The organism is Streptomyces fumanus (genome assembly GCF_014655295.1).
GTDB lineage: Bacteria > Actinomycetota > Actinomycetes > Streptomycetales > Streptomycetaceae > Streptomyces > Streptomyces fumanus.
Map to the genome: position 1 here is coordinate 158,258 of NZ_BNBI01000012.1, position 22,429 is coordinate 180,686.

The 22,429-nt window shown below is 72.5% G+C and carries 19 protein-coding genes; 12 read left to right on the forward strand and 7 right to left on the reverse strand.

All coding sequences use genetic code 11. The features are described from left to right. Positions 1 to 131: 131 nt before the first annotated feature. The 8 genes from IE316_RS26305 (at position 132) to IE316_RS26340 (ending at position 10,895) form a co-directional block, all read left to right on the forward strand. Entirely contained in the window at positions 132 to 4,058 is a 3,927-nt protein-coding gene (locus tag IE316_RS26305; protein ID WP_190206958.1) for a sensor histidine kinase, read from the forward strand. 9 nt (positions 4,059 to 4,067) lie between these two features. After that, positions 4,068 to 4,481, forward strand: coding sequence for a roadblock/LC7 domain-containing protein (locus IE316_RS26310; protein ID WP_023546525.1), 414 nt, complete (start codon positions 4,068 to 4,070; stop codon positions 4,479 to 4,481). Positions 4,482 to 4,592: 111 nt separating this feature from the next. After that, complete coding sequence (locus IE316_RS26315) at positions 4,593 to 4,991, forward strand: DUF742 domain-containing protein (RefSeq protein ID WP_003997626.1); 399 nt, start codon at positions 4,593 to 4,595, stop codon at positions 4,989 to 4,991. Next, positions 4,972 to 5,547 (forward strand): GTP-binding protein, encoded by a 576-nt coding sequence (locus IE316_RS26320; protein WP_190206959.1) that lies wholly within the window; start codon positions 4,972 to 4,974, stop codon positions 5,545 to 5,547. The genes IE316_RS26315 and IE316_RS26320 overlap by 20 nt, the downstream gene beginning before the upstream one ends. A 389-nt stretch (positions 5,548 to 5,936) precedes the next feature. Further along, on the forward strand, positions 5,937 to 9,242 hold the full coding sequence (locus IE316_RS26325; protein ID WP_190206960.1) for a sensor histidine kinase: 3,306 nt from the start codon (positions 5,937 to 5,939) through the stop codon (positions 9,240 to 9,242). A 10-nt stretch (positions 9,243 to 9,252) separates the two neighbouring features. Then, positions 9,253 to 9,666 (forward strand): roadblock/LC7 domain-containing protein, encoded by a 414-nt coding sequence (locus IE316_RS26330; protein ID WP_004983065.1) that lies wholly within the window; start codon positions 9,253 to 9,255, stop codon positions 9,664 to 9,666. A 94-nt stretch (positions 9,667 to 9,760) separates the two neighbouring features. After that, a complete protein-coding gene (locus IE316_RS26335; protein WP_190206961.1) occupies positions 9,761 to 10,333 on the forward strand; it encodes a DUF742 domain-containing protein in 573 nt (190 codons plus the stop codon). Further along, the gene (locus IE316_RS26340) at positions 10,314 to 10,895 is read left to right on the forward strand and encodes a GTP-binding protein (RefSeq protein WP_026243582.1); all 582 of its coding nucleotides are present in this window, start codon (positions 10,314 to 10,316) and stop codon (positions 10,893 to 10,895) included. Before IE316_RS26335 ends, IE316_RS26340 begins: the two co-directional genes overlap by 20 nt. 75 nt (positions 10,896 to 10,970) lie before the next feature. Here the strand turns inward: IE316_RS26340 and IE316_RS26345 are convergent, their stop codons facing one another. The 3 genes from IE316_RS26345 to IE316_RS26355 all read right to left on the reverse strand — a co-directional run bounded on the left by IE316_RS26345 (position 10,971) and on the right by IE316_RS26355 (position 15,242). Beyond that, the gene (locus tag IE316_RS26345; RefSeq protein ID WP_190206962.1) at positions 10,971 to 11,168 is read right to left on the reverse strand and encodes an acyl-CoA carboxylase subunit epsilon; all 198 of its coding nucleotides are present in this window, start codon (positions 11,166 to 11,168) and stop codon (positions 10,971 to 10,973) included. Between the two features lie 20 nt (positions 11,169 to 11,188). Further along, positions 11,189 to 12,772 (reverse strand): acyl-CoA carboxylase subunit beta, encoded by a 1,584-nt coding sequence (locus tag IE316_RS26350; RefSeq protein WP_190206963.1) that lies wholly within the window; start codon positions 12,770 to 12,772, stop codon positions 11,189 to 11,191. Positions 12,773 to 12,926: 154 nt separating this feature from the next. Further along, positions 12,927 to 15,242 carry a polysaccharide lyase 8 family protein gene (locus IE316_RS26355; RefSeq protein ID WP_190206964.1) on the reverse strand — a complete coding sequence of 772 codons (2,316 nt, stop codon included), beginning with the start codon at positions 15,240 to 15,242 and terminating at the stop codon, positions 12,927 to 12,929. A 218-nt stretch (positions 15,243 to 15,460) separates the two neighbouring features. On the opposite strand from IE316_RS26355, the gene IE316_RS26360 reads away from it, so the two are divergent. Continuing rightward, the gene (locus tag IE316_RS26360; RefSeq protein WP_190206965.1) at positions 15,461 to 16,069 is read left to right on the forward strand and encodes a YceI family protein; all 609 of its coding nucleotides are present in this window, start codon (positions 15,461 to 15,463) and stop codon (positions 16,067 to 16,069) included. A 28-nt stretch (positions 16,070 to 16,097) separates the two neighbouring features. On the opposite strand, the gene IE316_RS26365 is transcribed toward IE316_RS26360, so the two are convergent. Beyond that, positions 16,098 to 16,685: a TetR/AcrR family transcriptional regulator gene (locus IE316_RS26365; protein WP_190206966.1), complete on the reverse strand. Its 588-nt coding sequence runs from the start codon at positions 16,683 to 16,685 to the stop codon at positions 16,098 to 16,100. 74 nt (positions 16,686 to 16,759) lie between these two features. Here IE316_RS26365 and IE316_RS26370 point away from each other — a divergent pair, with 74 nt between their 5' ends. Beyond that, positions 16,760 to 17,701, forward strand: coding sequence for a DMT family transporter (locus IE316_RS26370; RefSeq protein WP_190206967.1), 942 nt, complete (start codon positions 16,760 to 16,762; stop codon positions 17,699 to 17,701). Here the strand turns inward: IE316_RS26370 and IE316_RS26375 are convergent. Further along, positions 17,604 to 18,038: an ATP-binding protein gene (locus tag IE316_RS26375; protein WP_190206968.1), complete on the reverse strand. Its 435-nt coding sequence runs from the start codon at positions 18,036 to 18,038 to the stop codon at positions 17,604 to 17,606. The two genes, IE316_RS26370 and IE316_RS26375, sit on opposite strands and share 98 nt — an antisense overlap. Positions 18,039 to 18,150: 112 nt before the next feature. Between IE316_RS26375 and IE316_RS26380 the strand changes: the two genes are divergently transcribed. Both IE316_RS26380 and IE316_RS26385 read left to right on the forward strand, forming a co-directional pair. Beyond that, the gene (locus tag IE316_RS26380) at positions 18,151 to 18,972 is read left to right on the forward strand and encodes a helix-turn-helix domain-containing protein (protein ID WP_190206969.1); all 822 of its coding nucleotides are present in this window, start codon (positions 18,151 to 18,153) and stop codon (positions 18,970 to 18,972) included. Next, positions 18,969 to 19,265: a DUF397 domain-containing protein gene (locus IE316_RS26385; RefSeq protein ID WP_190206970.1), complete on the forward strand. Its 297-nt coding sequence runs from the start codon at positions 18,969 to 18,971 to the stop codon at positions 19,263 to 19,265. Before IE316_RS26380 ends, IE316_RS26385 begins: the two co-directional genes overlap by 4 nt. A gap of 4 nt (positions 19,266 to 19,269) precedes the next feature. On the opposite strand, the gene IE316_RS26390 is transcribed toward IE316_RS26385, so the two are convergent. After that, positions 19,270 to 20,616, reverse strand: coding sequence for a hypothetical protein (locus IE316_RS26390; protein ID WP_190206971.1), 1,347 nt, complete (start codon positions 20,614 to 20,616; stop codon positions 19,270 to 19,272). 106 nt (positions 20,617 to 20,722) lie between these two features. Next, positions 20,723 to 22,327 (reverse strand): citramalate synthase, encoded by a 1,605-nt coding sequence (gene cimA / locus IE316_RS26395; protein WP_190206972.1) that lies wholly within the window; start codon positions 22,325 to 22,327, stop codon positions 20,723 to 20,725. Positions 22,328 to 22,429 lie beyond the last annotated feature (102 nt).

Consider the following 22,429-nt stretch of genomic DNA (forward strand, 5'->3'; position numbering starts at 1 on the left):
GGCGAGAAGGGGGAACCAGCGCCGGTCACTCACGACCACCACAGGGGCGTAATTCAGGGCGCCCCTATGACGCCGACACCGTGCCCGGCCGCTCACGCGGACGGGCGCCTGGTCCAGAGGTTGCGACGCTAGTGCAGGGACGTTTCAAGAGGGATGGCAGCGCTTCGGCCGAGCCGGAGCCGCACGGCGGGACTGGCCCGATGGCCGCCGGCTCCTCGCCCCAGCACGCCCAGAACCCGGGCCAGGCCCCGAACGGCGGCGACGGCGAGCGCCCCGGACGCCCCGGCCCGGCCACGCCCCCCGGCCCGGCCCCGGCGGTGAAGCCGCCGAAGACCGAGACCACCCCCGGCCCCGGCCCGCGCATCGCGCTGCGCAACTGGCGGATCTCCACCCGCCTGGTGTCGCTGCTGGCCCTCCCGGTGGTCGCGGCGACCTCGCTGGGCGCGCTGCGCATCAACGAGTCGATGGACAACATCCAGCAGCTCGACAACATGAAGCTGCTGACGGAGATGACCAAGGAGGCCACCGAGCTGGCCGCCGCGCTCCAGGAGGAGCGCGACCAGTCCGCCGGTCCCCTGGCGCACGGCTCGACCTCCGCCGCCACCGCGATCAAGGGCGACCGGGAGAAGACCGACCGGGCCCTGAAGAACTTCCTCGACAGCTCCGAGGAGGTCGACGCGGCGAGCAAGGACGGCAACCTCCAGGGTGTCCGGGACACCGTCGTCGGCCTCGCCAGCCAGCTCAACCGGCTCAGCGCGATCCGCACCTCCGCCTACAAGTCCGAGGGCAACTCCACCCAGACGGTCGAGGCGTACCACCGCCTGATCACCAGCCTGCTGGGCCTCTCCCAGGACATGGCCGAGGCGACCAGCAACCCGGAGATGATCCAGCGCACCCGCGCGCTGTCGGCCTTCTCCTCCGCCAAGGAGTACGCCTCCGTCCAGCGCGCGGTGATCGCGGCGGCGCTGCCCGCCGGCACCACCACGGCCGGCGACCTCTCCGAGAACGACCGGCTGTACGCGGGCGCCGCGGCGGAGAGCCAGGACGCCGACCTCGCCAGCTTCAAGAGCATCTACGGCGACGGCAGCGAGGACCTGCTCGCCCCGGTCGAGTCCGGCAACCCGACGATCGAGGCCGCCGACAAGTACGCCGGCCGCGTCCTCGCCAGCGAGGACGCCATCAAGGGCATGGAGCGGCGGTCGTACCAGGACTGGCTGGACGACTCCTCCAGCAAGATCCAGCAGATGGCCAACATCGAGCACACGCTGCTGGAGGAGATGGAGCAGAAGGCGCGCGAGCTGCGCAGCGAGTCGGAGCGGGAGGCCATCCTCTCCGGTGCGCTGATCCTGATCGTGCTCGGCGTCTCCCTGGTCGGCGCCTTCGTCGTCGCCCGGTCCATGATCCGCTCGCTGCGCCGGCTGGAGGAGACCGCCACCCGGGTCGCCTCCGACCGCCTGCCCGAGCTGGTCAAGCAGCTCTCCGAGTCCGACCCGCAGGACGTCGACACCTCCGTGGAGTCGGTCGGCGTGCACTCCCGGGACGAGATCGGCAAGGTGGCCGCGGCCTTCGACGACGTGCACCGCGAGGCGGTCCGGCTCGCCGCCGAGCAGGCCCTGCTGCGGGGCAACGTCAACGCGATGTTCACCAACCTCTCGCGCCGCTCCCAGGGCCTCATCCAGCGCCAGCTCTCGCTCATCTCCGAGCTGGAGTCCCGCGAGGCCGACCCGGACCAGTTGTCCTCGCTGTTCAAGCTGGACCACCTGGCGACCCGTATGCGCCGCAACGGCGAGAACCTCCTCGTCCTGGCCGGCGAGGAGCCGGGCCGCCGCTGGACCCGCCCGGTGCCGCTGGTCGACGTGCTGCGCGCCGCCGCCTCCGAGGTGGAGCAGTACGAGCGCATCGAGCTGTCCTCGGTGCCGACCACCGAGGTGGCCGGCCGGGTCGTCAACGACCTCGTGCACCTGCTCGCCGAGCTGCTGGAGAACGCGACCTCGTTCTCCTCGCCGCAGACCAAGGTCAAGGTCACCGGTCACGCGCTGCCCGACGGGCGGGTGCTGATCGAGATCCACGACACCGGTATCGGCCTGTCCCCGGAGGACCTGGCGGCGATCAACGAGCGGCTCGCCGCGCCGCCCACCGTGGACGTCTCCGTCTCCCGCCGCATGGGCCTGTTCGTGGTCGGCCGGCTCTCCCAGCGGCACGGCATCCGCATCCAGTTGCGGCCGTCCGACTCCGGTGGCACCACCGCGCTGGTCATGCTCCCCGTCGACGTGGCCCAGGGCGGCCGCAAGCCGCAGGCCCGGCCCGGTCAGCCCGGCGGCACCGGCGGTCCGGCCGCCGCGCAGGCCGCGGCCGGTGCCGCGGCGGCCCGCCGGGCCTCCGGCGGCCAGAACGGCCCCGGCCTCGGCGCCGGCCCGGCCGGTGGCGGCGCGCTCGGCGCGGGTGCCCCCGGCGTTGGCCGCCTCGGCGCCGGCCAGGGCCCCCGGGCCGCGCTGCCCGGCCGGGAGGCCGGCGGCCGGCCGGGCGCACCGGTGGGTCCGCGCGGCCCCCAGGGCCCGGCGGCACCGTCCCCGCAGCAGCCCCCGCAGCCCCAGCAGGGCCGTCCCGACCAGGTGAACGCCGGTGCCGGGCAGGCGCCGGGCGCGCCTCAGGGCCTGCAGGCCGCCGGTCTGAACGCACCCGGCCAGGGCCCGGACGCCTTCGGCGGCGACCGTCCCCCGGCGCCCCCGCAGCGCGGGCGCCGCAAGGGCAAGGGCGGCGCCGGTGAGGACCGCGGCCGCCGGCCGCAGCTTCCGCCGCGCGGCGGCCCCCGGGCCGAGCTGCCCGGCGGCGACCCGGCGCCCCGCGTGCCGAGCTGGAGCGACGGCGACGACCGGCTCCCGGCGGCGCGGGCCTCGCTGGACGCCCCGCGCGGCCACGAGGAGCCGGACGCCCCGCACACCGCGCAGATACCCCGCGTCGACGACCGGCAGGGTCCGGGCTCGACGGCCCAGATCCCGGTGGTCGGCCGGTACGACGAGCGGCAGGGCCCCGGCTCCACCGCCGAGTTCGCCCGCCCCGACTTCGACGCCCCGGCCCCCGGTGCCGAGCAGGCGCCGCCGCTGCCGGGCCGGTTCCCGGCGCCGGAGGGCGGCGACCGGTTCGGCCGCGCTCAGCACGAGGACCCGTACGCCCAGAACGGCCAGCGGCGCGAGGACCCGTACGCGCGCGGCGACCAGCGGCACGACGACCGGTTCGCGCCGGGCGGCCAGGAGGGCGCGCGGTTCGACGCCTCCTACCGCCAGGCCGAGGACCCGTTCGCGCGGCCCGGCGACCCCTACGGGCAGCCCGGCCGCGACGGCGCCCAGGACAGCGGGCAGTTCGTCCGCCCGGACGTCTTCGGCACCGGTGCCGCGCCGGGCGACCCGGCCGCCACCGGTCGGTTCCCCGCCCCCCAGGGCTACGACGACGGCTCCACCGGACGGCACACCCCGCCGGACCGGCAGGACCCCGCCGCCACCGGCCAGTTCGAACGCCCCCAGGCGGGCGGCGGCTACGGCGGCGACGGCTTCGGCGCCGGGCGGCAGCGTCCCGTCCGTCCGGAACCCGAGGCACTTCCCCCCGCCTCGGGCCCCGGCGACGGCCGGACGCCGCTGTACGACACGCTGGAGACCAACTGGTTCCGCGGCGAACGGGGGGCGCGGGGCAACGGCCCGGCCGCCGCCCCGGAGCGGCCGGAGACCCCCGCGGCACCACAGCCCGCCGCACCTCAGCGTCCCACCGCCGCGTCCTGGCGCAGCTCGCCCAACGACGACCTCGTTCGGCAGGCGGAACGCGTCCGGCAGCCGGCCGCGGGCGGTGTCACCACCTCCGGCCTGCCGCGCCGGGTGCCCCGTGCCAACCTGGTGCCGGGCACGGCTCAGCAGCAGTCGCACCAGAGCGGTCCGCAGGTCTCGCGCGCCCCCGATGACGTGCGCGGCCGGCTGACCAACCTTCGTCGGGGAATCGCACAGGGCCGACAGGCCGGTACCAACCAGACCGGCAGTTTCCCCCGGCCCACTCACCAGCAGGAGCGTTAGTTGAGCCCGATGAGCCAGGCGGCACAGAACCTCAACTGGTTGATCACGAATTTCGTGGACAACACCCCGGGGGTGTCCCACACCGTCGTCGTGTCCGCCGACGGACTCCTTCTGGCGATGTCCGAAGGCTTCCCGCGGGACCGCGCCGACCAGCTCGCGGCCGTCGCCTCGGGGCTGACCTCCCTCACCGCCGGGGCGTCCCGGATCTTCGAGGGCGGCACCGTGGCACAGACGGTCGTGGAGATGGAACGCGGGTTCCTCTTCCTGATGTCCGTCTCGGACGGCTCGTCACTGGCCGTCCTCGCCCACCCGGAGTGCGACATCGGCCTCGTCGGCTACGAGATGGCGCTCCTGGTCGACCGCGCGGGCGCGGTGCTCACGCCCGACCTGCGCGCCGAACTCCAAGGCAGTCTGCTCCACTGATCGGCACCGGCACCATCCGTCTCACCAAATCACCGTCCGGCCGCCACAATCCCCCCACCGGCCCCGTCCGACGGCTCGACCTACCGACTTGCTGTCCCGCCCGGAGGATTCATGACCCCGCCCACCGCCTCTCATGATCCGTACGCGGAGCCGTACGAGGACGAGGGCGACCAGCCGCTGGTACGTCCGTACGCGATGACCGGTGGCCGGACGCGGCCGCGCTATCAGCTCGCCATCGAGGCGCTGATCAGCACCACGGCCGACCCGGCAGCGCTCATGGGGCTGCTCCCGGAGCACCAGCGCATCTGCCACCTGTGCCGTGAGGTGAAGTCGGTGGCGGAGGTGTCGGCGCTGCTGTCGATGCCGCTCGGCGTGGCCCGGATCCTCGTCGCCGACCTGGCCGAGGCCGGGCTCGTCGCCATCCACCAGCCGGGCGGCGACGAGAACAACGGCGGTGCGCCGGACGTGACACTGCTCGAAAGGGTGCTCAGTGGACTTCGCAAGCTCTGACGGGGGTCGGGCGACCACCTCCGCCAAGATCGTGGTGGCCGGCGGCTTCGGCGTCGGCAAGACCACGTTCGTCGGTGCCGTATCGGAGATCAATCCGCTGCGCACCGAGGCCGTCATGACGTCCGCCAGCGCGGGCATCGACGACCTGACCCACACCGGGGACAAGACGACCACCACGGTCGCCATGGACTTCGGCCGCATCACGCTCGACCAGGACCTGATCCTGTACCTCTTCGGTACGCCGGGCCAGGACCGCTTCTGGTTCATGTGGGACGACCTGGTGCGCGGCGCCATCGGCGCGGTCGTGCTGGTCGACACCCGCAGGCTCGCCGACTGCTTCCCCGCCGTCGACTACTTCGAGAACTCCGGGCTGCCGTTCGTGATCGCCCTCAACGGCTTCGACGGCCAGCAGCCCTACACGCCGGACGAGGTGCGCGAGGCGCTGCAGATCGGCCCGGACGCCCCGATCATCACCACCGACGCCCGGCACCGGGCGGACGCCAAGAGCGCGCTGATCACGCTGGTCGAGCACGCGCTGATGGCCCGGCTGCGGTGACCTGATCAAATCGGTTCCGGCACACGGCAGTTGCCGTGGCGGCGGCGGAGCCGGCTGTGTCCTTTGACACGGTCGGCTCCGGTGTTCATAACGTTTCGGCAGAGGAATCGGGTGGTACGGCCACGCGTCGCGCACAATCCGTCTCGCTGTGCTCACGAACGTCCCGGCTTTTGCCGCGCCTCGCTCTTTATGACCGTTTTATCTGGGGCTTACCTCACGTGCCATCCTTTCGTCCCACTGTTTGGAAGACCGCAGGCCGTCGTGCTGGAATGCCAGAACTGCCCGATGGTCAAAGACGTACTCACCAGTAGTGCGTACCCGATGACGCACTGGGCTCTGAGACACTGCGGCACGACGTAGGTGCCGACCGCCGAGAGGTTGTTGGTCGAGTGAGGCGAAGCAAGCGCAGTCCCGAGCCGTCGGCCCGGGGCAACTTCACCCCGCCGCCGCGCACAGCGGCGCCCGCTCCCGTGCCCGGCCCCGAACCCACCTCCGCGCCCGCCCGCGGCGGCGGCCGCCTCTCGCCCCGCAACTGGCGGGTGCCCACCCGGCTCAACGCGATCCTGCTGATACCCGCCCTGGTCGGCCTCGTCATGGGCGGCTTCCAGGTCAAGGGCTCGATCGACACCTGGCAGGAGGCCGAGGACGCGGAGAGCACCGCGCGCCTGGTGCAAGCCTCCCTCACCTACGCGGACGCCCTCTACAAGGAGCGGGACATCAGCGCGGCCCCGCTGCTCCAGGGCAAGAAGAAGGACCCGGCCGTCGTGCAGGCCCGCGAGGCCACCGACCGGGCCGCCGACGCCTTCGACCGGGCCGCGCGGGACATGCCGGCCAAGGCGGGCCTGGAACGCCGGCTGAAGCTGTTCCGCGCCGAGGAGCCCAGGCTCCGGACGCTGCGGGCGGGCGCGTACACCTCCCAGTTCAAGGGCGTGCAGACGCAGGAGGGGTACGTCACCATCGCCCACCCGCTGATGGAGTTCGCCAACGAACTCGGTCTGGGCACCGGCAACATCACCTCCTACGGCCGTACCGTCTACGCCATCTCGCTGACCAAGGCGGCGCTCTCCCTGGAGCGCTCCATCGGCACGCAGTTGCTGGTCAAGCCCGGTCCCGAGCCCAGCCATCTGGCCAGCCAGCGGGTCGCCCTGTCCTCCTACGCCTACCTGGAGAAGATCGCCGTCGAGGAGTACCTCGGCGGCGGCACCGAGGCGGACGCCAAGAAGCTCGACGACCTGGAGACGAAGGTCAAGGAGGACGGCGCGGCCATGGCCAAGGAGGCCGCGGCCAAGGACCCGGACTACGTGCCGCCGCCGACCAACCCGACGACGATGGTCACGGAGCTGGCCCAGCTCGACTCCACCGACACCGCCGCCCGCGCGGAGCTGGCCCAGCAGGGCATCACGCCGGAGAACTGGTGGGCGGTGAACACCCTGAAGTTCGACGCGTACCGCACCATCGAGTCGGACCTGGCCGACAAGGCGGTGACGGAGGCGTCCGGCATCGCCGACGACGCCGAGCGGGCCACCTACGTCACCGGCGCGATCGTGGTGATCGCGCTGCTCGCCGCGTTCATCCTGGCCGGACTGGTGGCCCGGCAGATGAGCCGGGCCATGCGCCAGTTGCGCAACGCCGCGTTCGGCATCGCCGAGCAGCGTCTGCCGATGCTGGTCGACCAGCTCTCCCGGACCGACCCCGGCCGGGTCGACACCCGGGTGGCGCCCATCCCGATCACCACCACGGACGAGATCGGCGAGGTCGCCCGCGCCTTCGACCAGGTGCACCGCGAGGCGGTCCGGCTCGCCTCCGAGCAGGCCCTGCTGCGGGGCAACATCAACGCGATCTTCACCAACCTCTCGCGCCGCAACCAGTCGCTGATCGAGGGCCAGTTGACCCTGATCACGGACCTGGAGAACAACGAGGCCGACCCCGACCAGTTGGAGAACCTCTTCCGGCTGGACCACCTGGCGACCCGGATGCGCCGCAACGGCGAGAACCTCCTGGTGCTGGCCGGCGAGGAGCCGGGCCGCCGCTGGGACCAGCCGGTGCCGCTGGTCGACGTGCTGCGCGCCGCCTCCTCCGAGGTGGAGCAGTACGAGCGCATCGAGCTGTCGGGCGTGCCGGAGGCCGAGATCCACGGCCGGGCCGTGACCGACCTGGTGCACCTGCTGGCCGAGCTGCTGGAGAACGCCACCACCTTCTCCTCGCCGCAGACCAAGGTCCGGGTCACCGCGACCCGGCTGCCCGACGGCCGGGTGATGATCGAGATCCACGACAAGGGCATCGGCCTGACCGCCGAGGACTTCGCGGACATCAACCACAAGCTGGCCAACCCGCCGACCGTGGACGCGGCGATATCGCAGCGCATGGGCCTGTTCGTGGTCGGCCGGCTGGCCGACCGGCACGGCATCCGGGTGCAGTTGCGGCCCTCCGGCGAGCAGGCGGGCACCACCTCGCTGGTCATGCTCCCCGACGCCATCACGCACGGCGGTGGCGGCGAGGGCCAGGTGCGGCGCGACGAGTTCACCGTCCCGCAGATCATCCCCGAGCAGGAGTTCCGCGGCGAGGACTTCGGCCGGCCGCAGCAGGAGCCGATGCGCACCGCCGCCGAGCTGGGCTTCGACGACAGCCGGTACGCGGACGTCCCCGACGACATCCGCGAGCTGGACCCGGTCGGCCGCTCCCTGATGCGCGAGGAGCGCCGCGCGGCCCTGGAGACGCAGTCCCCCGAGCCCGGCCAGGCCGACGACACCGGCGAGACCGGCTACCCCGACCCGTTCGCGGCCGGCCCCCAGCAGTACGGCGACGCCCAGGGCTACGGCGGCGACGCGCAGGGCTACGGCGACGGCCAGGGCGGCTTCCAGGACCAGCACACCGGCGGCTACCCGCAGCAGGCTTACCCCGAGCAGCAGCAGGCGGCGTACCCCGAGCAGCAGCAGGCGCCGTACCAGGAGCAGCAGCAGGCGTACGACGGCCAGTACTACGCGCCGAACGGCCCGGTGCCGCAGGGCGAGGGCTACTCCCCCGAGGCCGGCTACCCGCAGGCGCCCTATGCGGAGCCGGCGCAGCAGTCGGGCCCGGTCGCGGGCGCCGGTGGCCAGGACGGGTTCCCGGCCTTCGAGCAGCGCCGCCACCAGGACGACTGGCCGCAGCAGGACGGCTACCGCAACGGCTACCCGGCCCAGTACCCTGCCGATGTCCCGCAACCGGAATCCGCGCAGGCCACTGACGCCGGCCAGCCCGACGGCGTAGGCTTCGACCGTCCGGGACCGGACGGTCCCGTCGCCCACGAGCTGACCGACGCCGGGCTCCCCCGCCGCGGGTCCGCCGGCGGCGACCGGCAGGCGGACCAGGAGGGGCCGTCCTCCGCGCCCGGGAGCAACGGCACCGGCAACTGGCGTTCGGCCAACGACGAACGCTGGCAGCAGGCCGCACAATTGAGGAAGCCGAAGGCGGGCGGGGTGACCCCCTCGGGTCTGCCGCGGCGGGTGCCCAAGGCCAATCTGGTCGAGGGCGCCGCCGAAACCACCCCCCAGGGAGGCCCCCAGGTCTCCCGCGCCCCGGAGGACGTCCGGGGCAGGCTGAGCAACCTGCGCCGCGGCGTCCAGCGAGGCCGCAACGCAGGCAGTGAAACGAACGGCCAGGCCACTCGGAACCAGCACGGTGGTCCTGACAGCACCTACGACCAGGAGCGTTAGTGTGAGCCCGATGAGCCAGGCGGCACAGAACCTGAACTGGTTGATCACCAACTTCGTGGACAACACCCCGGGGGTGTCCCACACGGTGGTGGTCTCCGCCGACGGACTCCTTCTGGCGATGTCCGAAGGCTTCCCCCGCGACCGCGCCGACCAGCTCGCGGCCGTCGCCTCCGGTCTGACCTCGCTGACCGCCGGTGCCTCGCGCATCTTCGAGGGCGGCAGCGTGAACCAGACGGTCGTGGAGATGGAGCGGGGATTCCTCTTCATCATGTCCATCTCCGACGGGTCCTCGCTCGCGGTGCTCGCGCACCCGGAGGCGGACATCGGCCTCATCGGCTACGAGATGGCCCTCCTGGTGGACCGCGCCGGCACGGTCCTCACCCCGGACCTCCGTGCGGAACTCCAAGGGAGCCTTCTCAACTAACGGGCAGACGGTGCGTATTGGCGTCCCGGGGCCGTAAGGTTTCGGGACGCGGCTCCACAGTGATGGGTGCCAGGCACAGTCGGAGGAGGAGAAAGTGGCAACACCCCCAGACGGTTCGCATGCGGGCAACTGGTCGTACGGCCCTGCCCAGGGCCGGCACGACGGTTCCGCGAACCCGTACGGATACCCCTCCGTCCCCGGCCACCAGCAGCCGTACGTCCCCCAGGGCCCCGGTCCTTCGCCGTACGACCAGCCGGCCGCTCCGCGCATCCAGCCCGTGCAGCCGCAGCGCCGCACCCCCGAGCCGGCGCCCGCCGGGGCGTCGAACAACCCCCTGGTACGCCCGTACGCCATGACGGGCGGCCGGACCAGGCCGCGGTACCAGCTCGCCATCGAGGCGCTGGTGCACACGACCGCGCAGCCGCACCAGATGCAGGGGCAGTTGCCCGAGCATCAGCGGATCTGCAACCTCTGCCGGGAGATCAAGTCGGTGGCCGAGATCTCGGCGCTGCTGACCATCCCTCTCGGCGTGGCCAGGATCCTCGTCGCCGACTTGGCGGAGGCGGGCCTGGTCGCCATCCATCAGCCCGGCGGCGACGAGAGCGCCGGCGGCCAGCCAGACGTGACACTGCTCGAAAGGGTGCTCAGTGGACTTCGCAAGCTCTAGCGGAGGGCCTTCCCGCTCCACCACGTCCGCGAAAATCGTGGTGGCCGGCGGCTTCGGCGTGGGCAAGACCACGTTCGTCGGCGCCGTCTCGGAGATCAATCCGCTGCGCACGGAGGCCGTGATGACATCCGCTTCGGCGGGCATCGACGACCTCACCCACACCGGGGACAAGACGACCACCACGGTCGCCATGGACTTCGGCCGCATCACCCTCGACCAGGACCTGATCCTGTACCTCTTCGGTACGCCGGGGCAGGACCGTTTCTGGTTCATGTGGGACGACCTGGTGCGCGGCGCCATCGGCGCGGTGGTCCTGGTGGACACGAGGAGGCTCGCCGACTGCTTCCCGGCCGTCGACTACTTCGAGAACTCCGGGCTGCCGTTCGTGATCGCCCTCAACGGCTTCGACGGCCAGCAGCCGTACAACCCGGACGAGGTGCGCGAGGCGCTGCAGATCGGCCCGGACACCCCGATCATCACCACCGACGCCCGGCACCGCGCGGACGCCAAGTCGACGCTGATCACGCTGGTCGAGCACGCCCTGATGGCCCGGCTGCGGTAGGCACCGGACCCACCCACGCGAAAGGCCCCGCCTCCGGGAGGCGGGGCCTTTCGCGTGTCGCTGGTCTCGGGTCCGTCAGCGCCAACTGTGCGGGGCGCGGAAGCCGGGCTCGCGCTCCAGGCGGCGCCAGCCGGCCCGGACCCGGCCGCCCCGGGAGGGGGCGGCGACCTCGGCGGGCCGGGCGGCGGCGCGGGCCAGCAGCACGGCGGTGATGGCGGCGACTTCCTCGGGGCCGGCGTGCCCCTTCTCGACGCGGATGTCGGGCATGGCCATGGGTCGGGCTCCTCGGTCGGTCACTGCGGCGGGTTGCCGTGCTTGCGGGAGGGCAGGTCGGCGTGCTTGGTCTGGAGCATCGCCAGCGAGCCGATGAGCACCTCGCGGGTCCCGGCCGGGTCGATGACGTCGTCCACCAGGCCGCGCTCGGCCGCGTAGTACGGGTGCATCAGCTCGGCCTTGTACTCCTTGACCATCTTCTGCCGCATCGCCTCGGGGTCCTCCGCCCCGGCGATCTGCCGGCGGAAGATCACGTTGGCGGCGCCCTCGGCGCCCATCACCGCGATCTCGTTGGTGGGCCAGGCGAAGGTCAGGTCGGCGCCGATGGACTGGCTGTCCATGACGATGTACGCGCCTCCGTACGCCTTGCGCAGGATCAGCGAGATCCGCGGCACGGTGGCGTTGCAGTACGCGTACAGCAGCTTGGCGCCGTGCCGGATGATCCCGCCGTGCTCCTGGTCGACGCCGGGCAGGAACCCGGGCACGTCCAGGAAGGTGACGATCGGGATGTTGAAGGCGTCGCACATCTGGACGAAGCGGGCGGCCTTCTCGCTGGCCTCGATGTCCAGGACACCGGCCAGGGTCTGCGGCTGGTTGGCGACGATGCCGACGACCTGGCCGTCCAGCCGGGCCAGCGCGCAGATGATGTTGCGGGCCCAGCGCTCGTGGACCTCCAGGTACTCGCCGTCGTCGACGATCTCCTCGATCACCTTGGCCATGTCGTACGGCCGGTTGCCGTCGGCCGGGACCAGGTCGAGCAGGACGTCCGAGCGGCGGTCGACGGGGTCGGAGGAGTCGACGCGGGGCGGGTTCTCGCGGTTGTTCTGCGGCAGCAGCGAGAGCAGGTAGCGGACCTCGGCGAGGCAGGTCTCCTCGTCGTCGTAGGCGAAGTGGCACACCCCGGAGGTCTCGGCGTGCACATCGGCGCCGCCCAGGCCGTTCTGGGTGATCTCCTCGCCGGTGACCGCCTTGACCACGTCGGGACCGGTGATGAACATCTGGGAGGTCTCGCGGACCATGAACACGAAGTCGGTCAGCGCGGGGCTGTAGGCCGCGCCGCCCGCGCAGGGGCCGAGCATCACGCTGATCTGCGGGATGACCCCGGACGCCTTGGTGTTGCGCTGGAAGATGCCGCCGTACCCGGCGAGCGCGGAGACGCCCTCCTGGATGCGGGCGCCGGCGCCGTCGTTGAGCGACACCAGGGGCGCTCCGGCGGCGATGGCCATGTCCATGATCTTGTGGATCTTGGTGGCGTGGGCCTCGCCCAGCGCGCCGCCGAAGATCCGGAAGTCATGGGCGTAGACGAAGACCGTGCGGCCCTCGACCGTGCCCCAGCCGGTGATGACACCGTCGGTGTAGGGCTTCTTGGCCTCCAGTCCGAACCCGGTGGCCCGGTGCCGCCGCAACTGCTCGACCTCACGGAACGACCCCGGGTCCAGGAGCAGCTCGATCCGCTCCCGTGCCGTCAGCTTGCCCTTGGCGTGCTGCGCCGCCGTCGCCTTCTCGCTCGGGCCGGCCAGCGCGCGCGCACGGATCTCGTGCAGCTCGGCCACCCGCCCGCGTGCGTCCGTGGGCTCACCCGGCGCCTCATCCAAAACGGTCATGTAGTGACCTTACGAAGCCGGCGGGGAAAAGCACGCCGTCGACTCCGTACAGTCTCCGGGGGGTTTTCCTGGTACCCCTGAACAGAACCACGCCGCCATGCAGCCGTTCGGACTGCTCAGGGGGGCCACGGGTTGTAGGGGTCGCACAAAGCCGTCAGGTGAGAGCCACCTCACATTCACGGGTGGCGCATACCGCCCCCGGAGTGACGCGGAGCCGCAAGCGACGGCCGGTGGCGAGGATCTCGACGCCTTCGCCGACCCGTACCGGGGTGCCCGCCGGGCGGTCCCAGACGATCTCCAGCGGCCGTCCCGTGCGGGGCGGTTCGCTGATCCGCAGGGCCAGCGTACGGGCCCGGCGGCGGACCAGGACGCTCGCCCCCGCGGTGGCGGTGAGCGGCCCGGCGGTACCGGCCTCCCAGAAGGTGGCGGCGGTCAGGCCGAGGCCGGGGACCGTCACCGCCTGGCGCCGGGCGTCGTTGGCGAGGACGGTCAGCCAGTGCCGGTCGGCGGCGCGGCGGGCGACGGCGCGGCGGCGGGCGCCGGGCAGCAGCACGTAGGCGTACGTGGCGTCGGCGGGGTCGGTGCCGTGGTCGAGCCAGAGGGTCTGCCAGCGGCGGGTGCGGCGCTCGGGCGAGCTGGTGGCGTTGATGTCGGACCAGGCGCCGGTGCGGTCCTCGCGCAGGGTGCGCAGGTCGCCGTCGAGGACGATCCAGCCGCCGTGGCCCGCCAGATGGGCCCAGTCGCCGGCCAGCACGAAGGGGTTGTGGCCGGCCTCGCCGAGGTTGCGGTTGTCGACGACCGTCTCGACGGGGACGCCGTCGGCGCAGGTGATGCCGGCGCCCAGGCAGACCACGGCGTCGGCGAGGAAGAACCAGGACTTGCGGGCCCGCAGGGTGGAGCCCAGGCCCCGGAGGTCCTGGCCGACGGCCGCGTACCGGCCGTCGGTGGTGCCGCCGACCCAGCGGGCGTCGGGCCGGGGCTCGCCCCACTCGCCGCCCGCGCGGTCGGGCAGCCTCCGGGTGGAGACGGTGGTGCCGGGCAGGCGGTACCAGTCGACGGTGGGCCAGTACCAGTCGGTGTACTGGTCCGTGCGGCCGCGCGGCCACCAGGAGAGCATCCCGGCGCCGGTGTGCCAGCCGCGCGGGTTCTCGCCGTTGCCGCACTCGTAGTGGGCGATGCGGTCGCTGGCCATGGCGAGGGCGGCGGTGAAGCGGGGGGCGCGGTGCACGGCGCGGTCCATGGCGGGGAAGAGGCGGTGGCCGAGGGGTTCGGGCGCCGCCGCGACCGGCGCGTCGGCCACGGCGCGCAGCCGGGCGAGGTCGGCGACGCCGAACTGGGGCGCGGTCAGGACCGGGCTGACGGTGTCCCGGGCGATCCAGCCCTTGATCAGCGCGTGCCAGCGGTCGCGCTCCGCCGGGTCCGCCCCGCCCGCCAGGATCGCCAGCGCGGCGATGAGCTGCTGTCCGTGGTAGTGGTCGCCGCGCAGGATCTTCCGGTCGTCGGTGGACAGGCCCCGGCTGATGGCCCGGCCGTTGACGCAGTCCATGACGAGCCCGTCGTGCAGGAACGGGGCGAAGGCGCGCTCGACGCTGTCCAGGACGTTGCGCCGCGCCGGGTCGGTCACCTCCCAGGCGGACCCGGCGAGCAGGGTGAACAGCCGGCCGAGCCCGTCCATCAGGACCTGTCCGTAGGTGCCGGTGTACGGCACGTGGGTGTGCTGCACGAACGATCCGTCGGCGTAGAGGCCGTCGCCCTCGGTGACGTACGGGAAGACCGGGGAGAGGGCGTCGCGGGCGCGGGCGATCCGGTCCGGGGCGCGGCCGAGGACGCCGCGCAGGGCGACCGAGCGGCACAGGTCGACACGGTTGGCGCCGGTGGAGGTGCCGGTGTACGAGTCGAACAGCGCGTCCGGGACGAAGTGGTCGACGGCGGCGCAGACGGCGGCGGTCCGGTCGGCGCCGAGGTGCTCGTACAGGGCGGCGGCGATGTCGGTGAGGTGGCGGGGGCTGCCGATCTGCCACTCCCACCAGTTGCCGTAGGGGGTGGTGCCGGGGTGGTAGACGGTGGCGGAGAGGTGGTCGAGGCCGCGCAGCACGTCGGCGAGCAGGCCGGGGTCGCCGGTGGAGCCGGTGCCGGGCTGGGCGTACGCCTGGGCCATCGTCCACAGGCGGCCGTAGCTGAGGGTGATGCCGGAGGGCGGGTCGAAGGGGTGGCCGGGCCACAGGGAGCCGGGCGCCGGTGCCATGGCCGCGCGGAAGCGGCGGGCGCGGGCGCCGGTCTCGGCGAGCCGGGCGGCGTACGGCTCGGTGGCCGGGTCGTAGCCGGTGCCGAGGGAGAGAACGAGCCAGCGCCGGCGGAGGGTGTCGTAGGGGTCGGCGGCGGCCGTGGCGCGGGCGGCGCCGGGGCCCGGGGTGAGGACGGCGGCGAGGGCGGTCGCGAGCAGCAGGGTACGGCGGGTGGGCGGGGTCATGTCCCTGGCGTCTACCACGCCGGGGGGTGCGGGGGAACGGCCCGGCAGGGCGCGTCGGAATGACGCGTACGCCCATCGACACGGCGGCACCCCGGCCATAACGTTGAAAGTTGAACGGAATAGGTCTATGGTCGACCCCGTTGAACTAGTTGAACGTTCAACTTCAACGGCCGTGGTCCCGTCCGGACCGCGGTCCCGTCCCCTTCGAGGAGTACGTCATGGGCATCTTCAACCGCGGCGGCAACGGCACCACCCAGCCCGCCGCCCCCACCGCCGTCAGCCCCGAGCTGGCCGCGCTGACCGGCGACTACACCATCGACCCGGCGCACAGCACGCTCGGCTTCACCGCGCGGCACGCCATGGTCACCAACGTCAAGGGCAAGTTCCTGGACTTCAGCGGCACGCTGCACCTGGACGGCACCGACCCGGCCCGCTCCACCGCCTCCCTCGACGTGGTGATGGACAGCATCGACACCGGGTCCGCCGACCGCGACGGGCACCTCAAGAGCGCGGACTTCTTCGCCACGGACAAGTTCCCGACGATGACGTTCCGCTCCACGGGCGCGGAGGCCCTCGGCGGCGACGACTACCGGATCACCGGCGACCTGACGATCCTCGGCACCACCCGGCCGCTCACCATCGACCTGGAGTTCAACGGCGCCGCGAAGGACCCGTTCGGCAACGAGCGCGTCGGCTTCGAGGGCAAGGCCGAGATCCTGCGCTCGGAGTGGGGCCTGACCTGGAACGCCGCGCTGGAGACGGGCGGTGTGCTGGTCTCCGACAAGATCAAGCTGACCTTCGACATCTCGGCGATCCGCAACGCCTGACCCGCCCGGGGCGAACGGCCCGCGAGACTCAGGAGCCGGCCAGCAACTGCCGCGCCTCCTCGCGGGCCTCGCCGATCGCGTCCGGCAGCACACCGATCCCGTGGGCGACCAGCGCGCCCTCGTGCAGCAGCAGCAGCGTCCGGCCGAGCCGCGGCGCCCGCCCGGCGTCGATCTCCCGGGCCAGTTCCGTGAACAGCTCCAGCGTCCACCGCTTCTGCCCGGTGATCACCGGGTACGCCGGGTGCGCGGGGTCGCTGATCTCGGCGTGTGCGTTGACCATCGCGCACCCCTTCGCCCCCTGCTCGGCCGACCAGTCCCGGGAGGCGTCGAAGACGGCCAGGATCCGCGCCCGCGGCGACGGCCCCGCCGCCTCCAGGTACCCGGCGAGGAAGGCCCGCCAGCGGTCGTCGCGGGCGGCCAGGTACTCGGCGACGATCGTCTCCTTCGCGCCGAACCGGTCGTAGAGCGTCTTCTTCGTCACCCCCGCCTCGGCGGCGATCAGATCCACCCCCACGGCATGGATGCCGCGTGCGTAGAACAGCCGTCCGGCGGCCTCGACGATGCGGCGCGCGGCGGGCGTCATGCGCACCCGGTGCGGTTCCCCGGCGGATTCCATGAGCCGAGTATACCGATCTGTTTACTGGGCACCCGAGCCGAGTAAACAGATCTGTCTACTCCCCCGGAGGGGCCATGAACGCCCTGCTCCCGGCCGCCTTCGTGCTCTGCTGGAGTTCCGGTTTCATCGGCGCCAAGCTCGGCTCGGGCACGGCCGCCGCGAGCACGCTGCTGATGTGGCGCTTCCTGCCGGTGGCCGCCGTCCTGGCCGCCGTCGCCGTCCTGGCGCCGCGCACGGTGTGGCGCGGGCCGGCCCCGCGGGACCTCGTCCGGCAGGCCGCGATCGGCGCGCTCTCCCAGAGCGGCTACCTCCTCAGCGTCTACTACGCCATCCAGCTCGGCGTCTCCAGCGGGACCACCGCCCTGATCGACGGCGTCCAGCCACTGGTCGCCGGGGCGCTCGCCGGGCCGCTGCTGCGGCAGTACGTCACCCGGCGCCAGTGGGCCGGCCTGCTCCTCGGCCTGGCCGGGACCGCGACGGTCACCCTGGCCGACGCGGGCGCGGCGGAAACGGACGTGCCCGGGTGGGCGTACCTGCTGCCGTTCCTCGGGATGCTCTCCCTGGTCGCGGCGACCTTCCTGGAGGGCCGCTCGCCCGCCCCGGCGGCACCCCGGGCGGCGCTGACCGTCCACTGCGCGACCAGCGCCGTCCTCTTCACCGCCCTCGCCCTCGCCACCGGCACCGCGGCCCCGCCCGCCACGCCGTCCTTCTGGCTGGCCACCGCCTGGCTGACGGTGCTGCCCACCTTCGGCGGCTACGGCCTGTACTGGCTGATCCTGCGCCGCGACGGGGTCACCGAGGTCAACACCCTGATGTTCCTCATGGCGCCGGTCACGGCGGTCTGGGGCGCCCTGATGTTCGGCGAGCACTTCGGCCCCTGGACCGCACTCGGCCTGGCCGCCGGCCTCCTCGCGGTGGTCATCGTCCGCCGGGGCGAGCACCGACGTCGAACTCCGCCCACACGGTCTTCCCCGGCCGCCGCCCGTCGACCCCCCATTTGTCCGCGACCGCGCTGACCAGCAGCAGCCCCCGCCCGTGCTCCGACTCGGCCGCCGCCTCCGCCTCCGGCACCCGCACCGTCTCCGGTCCCCCGCCGCTGTCGTGCACCTCGATCCGCAGCGTGCCGCCCGGATGCAGCACCAGCCGCAGACCGAAACCCCGGCCCGGGGGAACACCGTGCAGTACGGCGTTGGTGGCCAGCTCACTCACACACAGCAGCACGTCGTCCGTCCGCGGCCCGACCCGCCAGTCCCCGAGGGCGGCCCGCGCGAACTTCCGCGCCTGCCGCACCGACCTGCGGTCCCTGCGGTGGAACGACCAGCGGGCGGCGAGGGGTTGGGGTTGCTCGTTCATGCGTCGAGTGTCACCGTGCGTGACTATGCTGAATCAGTGAGTGAGGTCGTAGTCCTGATCGCTACGACTCCACTACGAGCACTACGGGTGTCCACGGGGGAAAGGGACTCGCATGCGCGAGGCGAAGAGGCCCAAGAAGGTCGGTTCCTGGCAGGCGGTCGGTGCGCTGGTCGCCCACTACCGTCGGAAGCGGCGCCTGACGCAGGAGCAGTTCGCGGAGCTGGCGAACATGCACGTGGACACGGTGGGCTCGATCGAGCAGGGGAGACTCGCCCTCCAGCCGGACCGCGCCGAGCAGTTCGACGAGACCCTCCAGACGGGCGGGGCGCTGGCCGTCTTGATCGCCAACATGCCGGTGCGGGAGCGGATCGTGCAGTTCGCGCAGGGGTTGGTCGATCACGAGCAGGAGGCGGTGAGCATCCTCTCGTACCAGAGCCTTGTCATCCCTGGACTGCTACAGACGCGGGACTACTGCCGGGCCGTCTTCGACTACCGGTATCCGGCGCTGAGGAACGAAACGGCCGAGCAGTGGGTCGACGCCCGCATGGAACGCCAGTTGATCTGGCAACGGAAGCGTCCACCGGTAGGGCACTTCGTCCTGGAGGAAGGCATCCTGCACCGCGAGGTCGGTGGACCGGAGGTGATGCGGGAGCAGATCCGGCAGATCCTGGAGTACACCAAGCCGGTCAATATGAGCTTCCAGATCATGCCCAGGGCCAGGACTCCCCACGCGTGCCTGGACGGCCCCATGGTGCTGCTGGAGACGCCGGAGCACGAGCGGTTGGTCTACCTGGAAGTCCAGCGCGCGAGCTTCCTCGTCGAAGATCCTGAGGACATCAGCGAATACCACCTGCAATATGGAATGCTGCGGTCACAGGCCCTCTCTCCCGACGAGAGCGCGCATCTCCTGAACGGACTGCTAGGAGAGTCATGAGCACCGCACTGACCTGGGTCAAGTCGAGCTACAGCGGCAGCCAGGGCGGTGACTGCCTCGAAGTCGCATATACGTGGCGCAAGTCGACGTACAGCAGTGACGAGGGCGGCAACTGCCTCGAAGTCGCTCACACGTGGTGCAAGTCGACGTACAGCAGCAGCGAGGGCGGCAACTGCGTAGAAGTCGCCTCGCATCCCGCCGCCGTTCATGTGCGTGACTCGAAGAACCCGGACGGGCCGATCCTGACCGTCTCCCCCGCCGCCTGGGCCGGTTTCCTCGCCGCGAGGCCGTGACGGGTCAGAATCCGCCGCCGAAGTCGTTCCCCCCGCCGCCCCCGCCGAAGTCCCCGCCGCCGAAGCCGCCGCCGAAGTCGCCGGGGTCGAAGTCCGCGCCGGAGACGTCGCCGCCCTCGAAGCCGCCGCCGAAGTCGCCGTACCCGGCTCCGTATCCGGCACCGTAGGCGGGGCCGGCCATCATGCTGCCGAGGACCGTGCCCATAAGCAGGCCGGGGAGGATGCCGCCGCCGAAGTAACCGCCCGCCCAGGGGCCGTAGGCCGGGCCCGCGTCCCAGTAGGGGCGGCGGCCGTAGTCGGTGTCGACCTCGCGGATCATGGGGCCGAGGCCGTCGTCCAGCCGGGCCCGGTCGGCGGCGCAGACCGGCACCTGGCGGGTGGCGCCGCCCGGTGGCGTCCAGGTCACGTCGGCGACCGAGGGGCCGTGCCGGGGGTCGAAGAAGCACGGCGGCCGGCGTTCGGGCAGCGGCTCGCCCGAGCGCCGGGCGGCGAGCCGGGCCAGCGAGAAGCGGCCGTCCTCCAGGGCCTGGGTGACGGCCCGCACGTCCTCGGGCCGCCGTGCCTCGGCCATGTAGGTCTTGGCCTGCTCGTAGGCGTCCAGCGCGTGCGTGTAGTCGGCGCGCATCGCGTCGTCGGCGCCCGGTTCGGCCGGGTGGAATTCGAGCCGGTCGAGTTCCTCGCCGAACGCGGTGATGTCCTCGTCCACCACCACCCGCAGCTTCTCCAGCGCGGCCCGCTGCTCCTCCTCGCGGCGCCGCCGGTTCCGCCGGGCCAGGGCGTACGCGCCGACCCCGCCGGCCGCCAGCACCGCGCCGGTGACGGCCAGGCCCGTGACGGGGACGTCGGTGCCGCCGCCGTCCCAACCGCTGGGCGCCGAGCCGCCGATGTTGCGCAGCGCGTCGTCCACGAAGTCGTTGAGCTGGGCCTTGGGGTCGCCGGTGCCCTGCACGGCGGTGACCAGGTTGGACACGCCCTGGGGGCTGAGCACGGTGTGGTCGGCCTTGGCGTCGAAGCGGTCGCCGAGCCGGATGCCGTACAGGCCGGTGACACCGGTCTCGGTGCGCAGGATCTTGAAGATGTTCCGCGTCGGGTAGCCCTCGGGGAGCACCGCCACGAAGACGGGTTTGTCCGCGTCCTCGATCTTGTCGGCGAGTGCCTTCGCGTCCGCCTCGGACAGCAGGTCGGAGGCGGCCGGGTCGACGTAGACGGGGCTCTCCCGCAGGGCCTGGGCGACCTGGGACAGGTCGGTGTCCGCCCGGGCGCCGGGCGCGGCGGCCAGCAGCGCCGCCAGCGCGGCGACGACCGGCACGATCAGAAGACGTACGAACAGTCGCACGGGTGCGGCCCTCATACGTTCGAAAGTACCCAAACTCATACAGAAAGCACGTCGATCCCGGCGGCGGTTCCTGCCGCCGGGATCGGGCGCCGCCGGCCGGGCGCGCGGGAACCCGGTCAGGTCACTCGGCGGGGCTGACGCCGGCCCGCAGCAGGCCGTAGGTGTAGGCGTCCTCCAGGGCCTGCCAGGACGCGGCGATCACGTTCTCGGCGACGCCCACCGTCGACCACTCCCCCGAGCCGTCGGAGGTGGAGATCAGGACCCGGGTGGTGGAGCTGGTGCCGTGCTTGCCCTCCAGGATGCGGACCTTGTAGTCGACCAGGTCGAGCTGGGCGAGCTGCGGGTAGATCTGCTCCAGACCGACGCGCAGGGCCCGGTCGAGCGCGTTGACCGGGCCGTTGCCCTCGGCGGTGGCGACGATGCGCTCGCCCTTGGCCCAGAGCTTGACGGTGGCCTCGTTGGCGTGGGTGCCGTCGGGGCGGTCCTCCACGATGGCCCGCCAGGACTCCACGGTGAAGTAGGTCAGCGGGCCGCCCTCGGCCTCGGCGCGCAGCAGCAGTTCGAAGGAGGCGTCGGCGGCCTCGTAGGTGTAGCCCTTGAGCTCGCGTTCCTTGACCCGCTCCACCACCCGGCCGACCAGTTCGCGGTCGCCGCCGAGGTCGATGCCGAGTTCCTTGCCCTTCAGCTCGATGGAGGCGCGGCCGGCCATGTCGGAGACGAGCATCCGCATGGTGTTGCCAACCCGCTCGGGGTCGATGTGCTGGTACAGGTCGGGGTCGACCTTGATCGCGGAGGCGTGCAGGCCGGCCTTGTGCGCGAAGGCGGAGACGCCGACGTAGGGCTGGTGGGTGGAGGGGGTGAGGTTGACGACCTCGGCGATGGCGTGCGAGATCCGGGTCATCTCGCTGAGCCGGCCGGCCGGCAGGACCGTCTTGCCGTACTTCAGTTCCAGGGCGGCGACGACCGGGAAGAGGTTGGCGTTGCCGACCCGCTCGCCGTAGCCGTTGGCCGTGCACTGCACGTGGGTGGCGCCCGCGTCGACGGCGGCGAGGGTGTTGGCGACCGCGCAGCCGGTGTCGTCCTGGGCGTGGATGCCGAGCCGGGCGCCGGTGTCGGCGAGCACGGTGGCGACCACGGCCTGGATCTGCGCGGGGAGCATGCCGCCGTTGGTGTCGCACAGCACGACCACGTCGGCGCCGGCCTCGGCGGCGGCGCGGACGACCGCCTTGGCGTACTCGGGGTTGGCGCGGTAGCCGTCGAAGAAGTGCTCGCAGTCGACGAACACCCGGCGGCCCTCGGCGCGCAGGTGGGAGACGGTGTCGCGGACCATCTCCAGGTTCTCGTCGAGGGTGGTGCGCAGGGCCAGCTCGACGTGCCGGTCGTGCGACTTGGCGACCAGCGTGATCACCTCGGCGCCGGAGTCGAGCAGTGCTCTGACCTGCGGGTCCTCGGCGGCCTTGGCGCCGGCGCGGCGGGTGGCGCCGAACGCGACCAGCCGGGCGTGCTTGAAGTCGATCTCTTCCCGGGCGCGGGCGAAGAACTCGGTGTCCCTCGGGTTGGCGCCGGGCCAGCCGCCCTCGATGAAGCCCACGCCGAAGTCGTCCAGGTGCCGGGCGATGGCCAGCTTGTCCGCGACGGTGAGGTTGATGCCCTCGCGCTGCGCGCCGTCGCGCAGGGTGGTGTCGAAGACGTGGAAGGAATCGTCGAGCTCGCTGGGTGCGGTCATGATCTTCAAGGCTCCTGTATGGGATCTCGGTCTACCGGAATGACCGGCTCCACCGTCCTTCTATGATCCCGCGCGCTCCGTCCCCGGCGTGTGGTGGGCCGG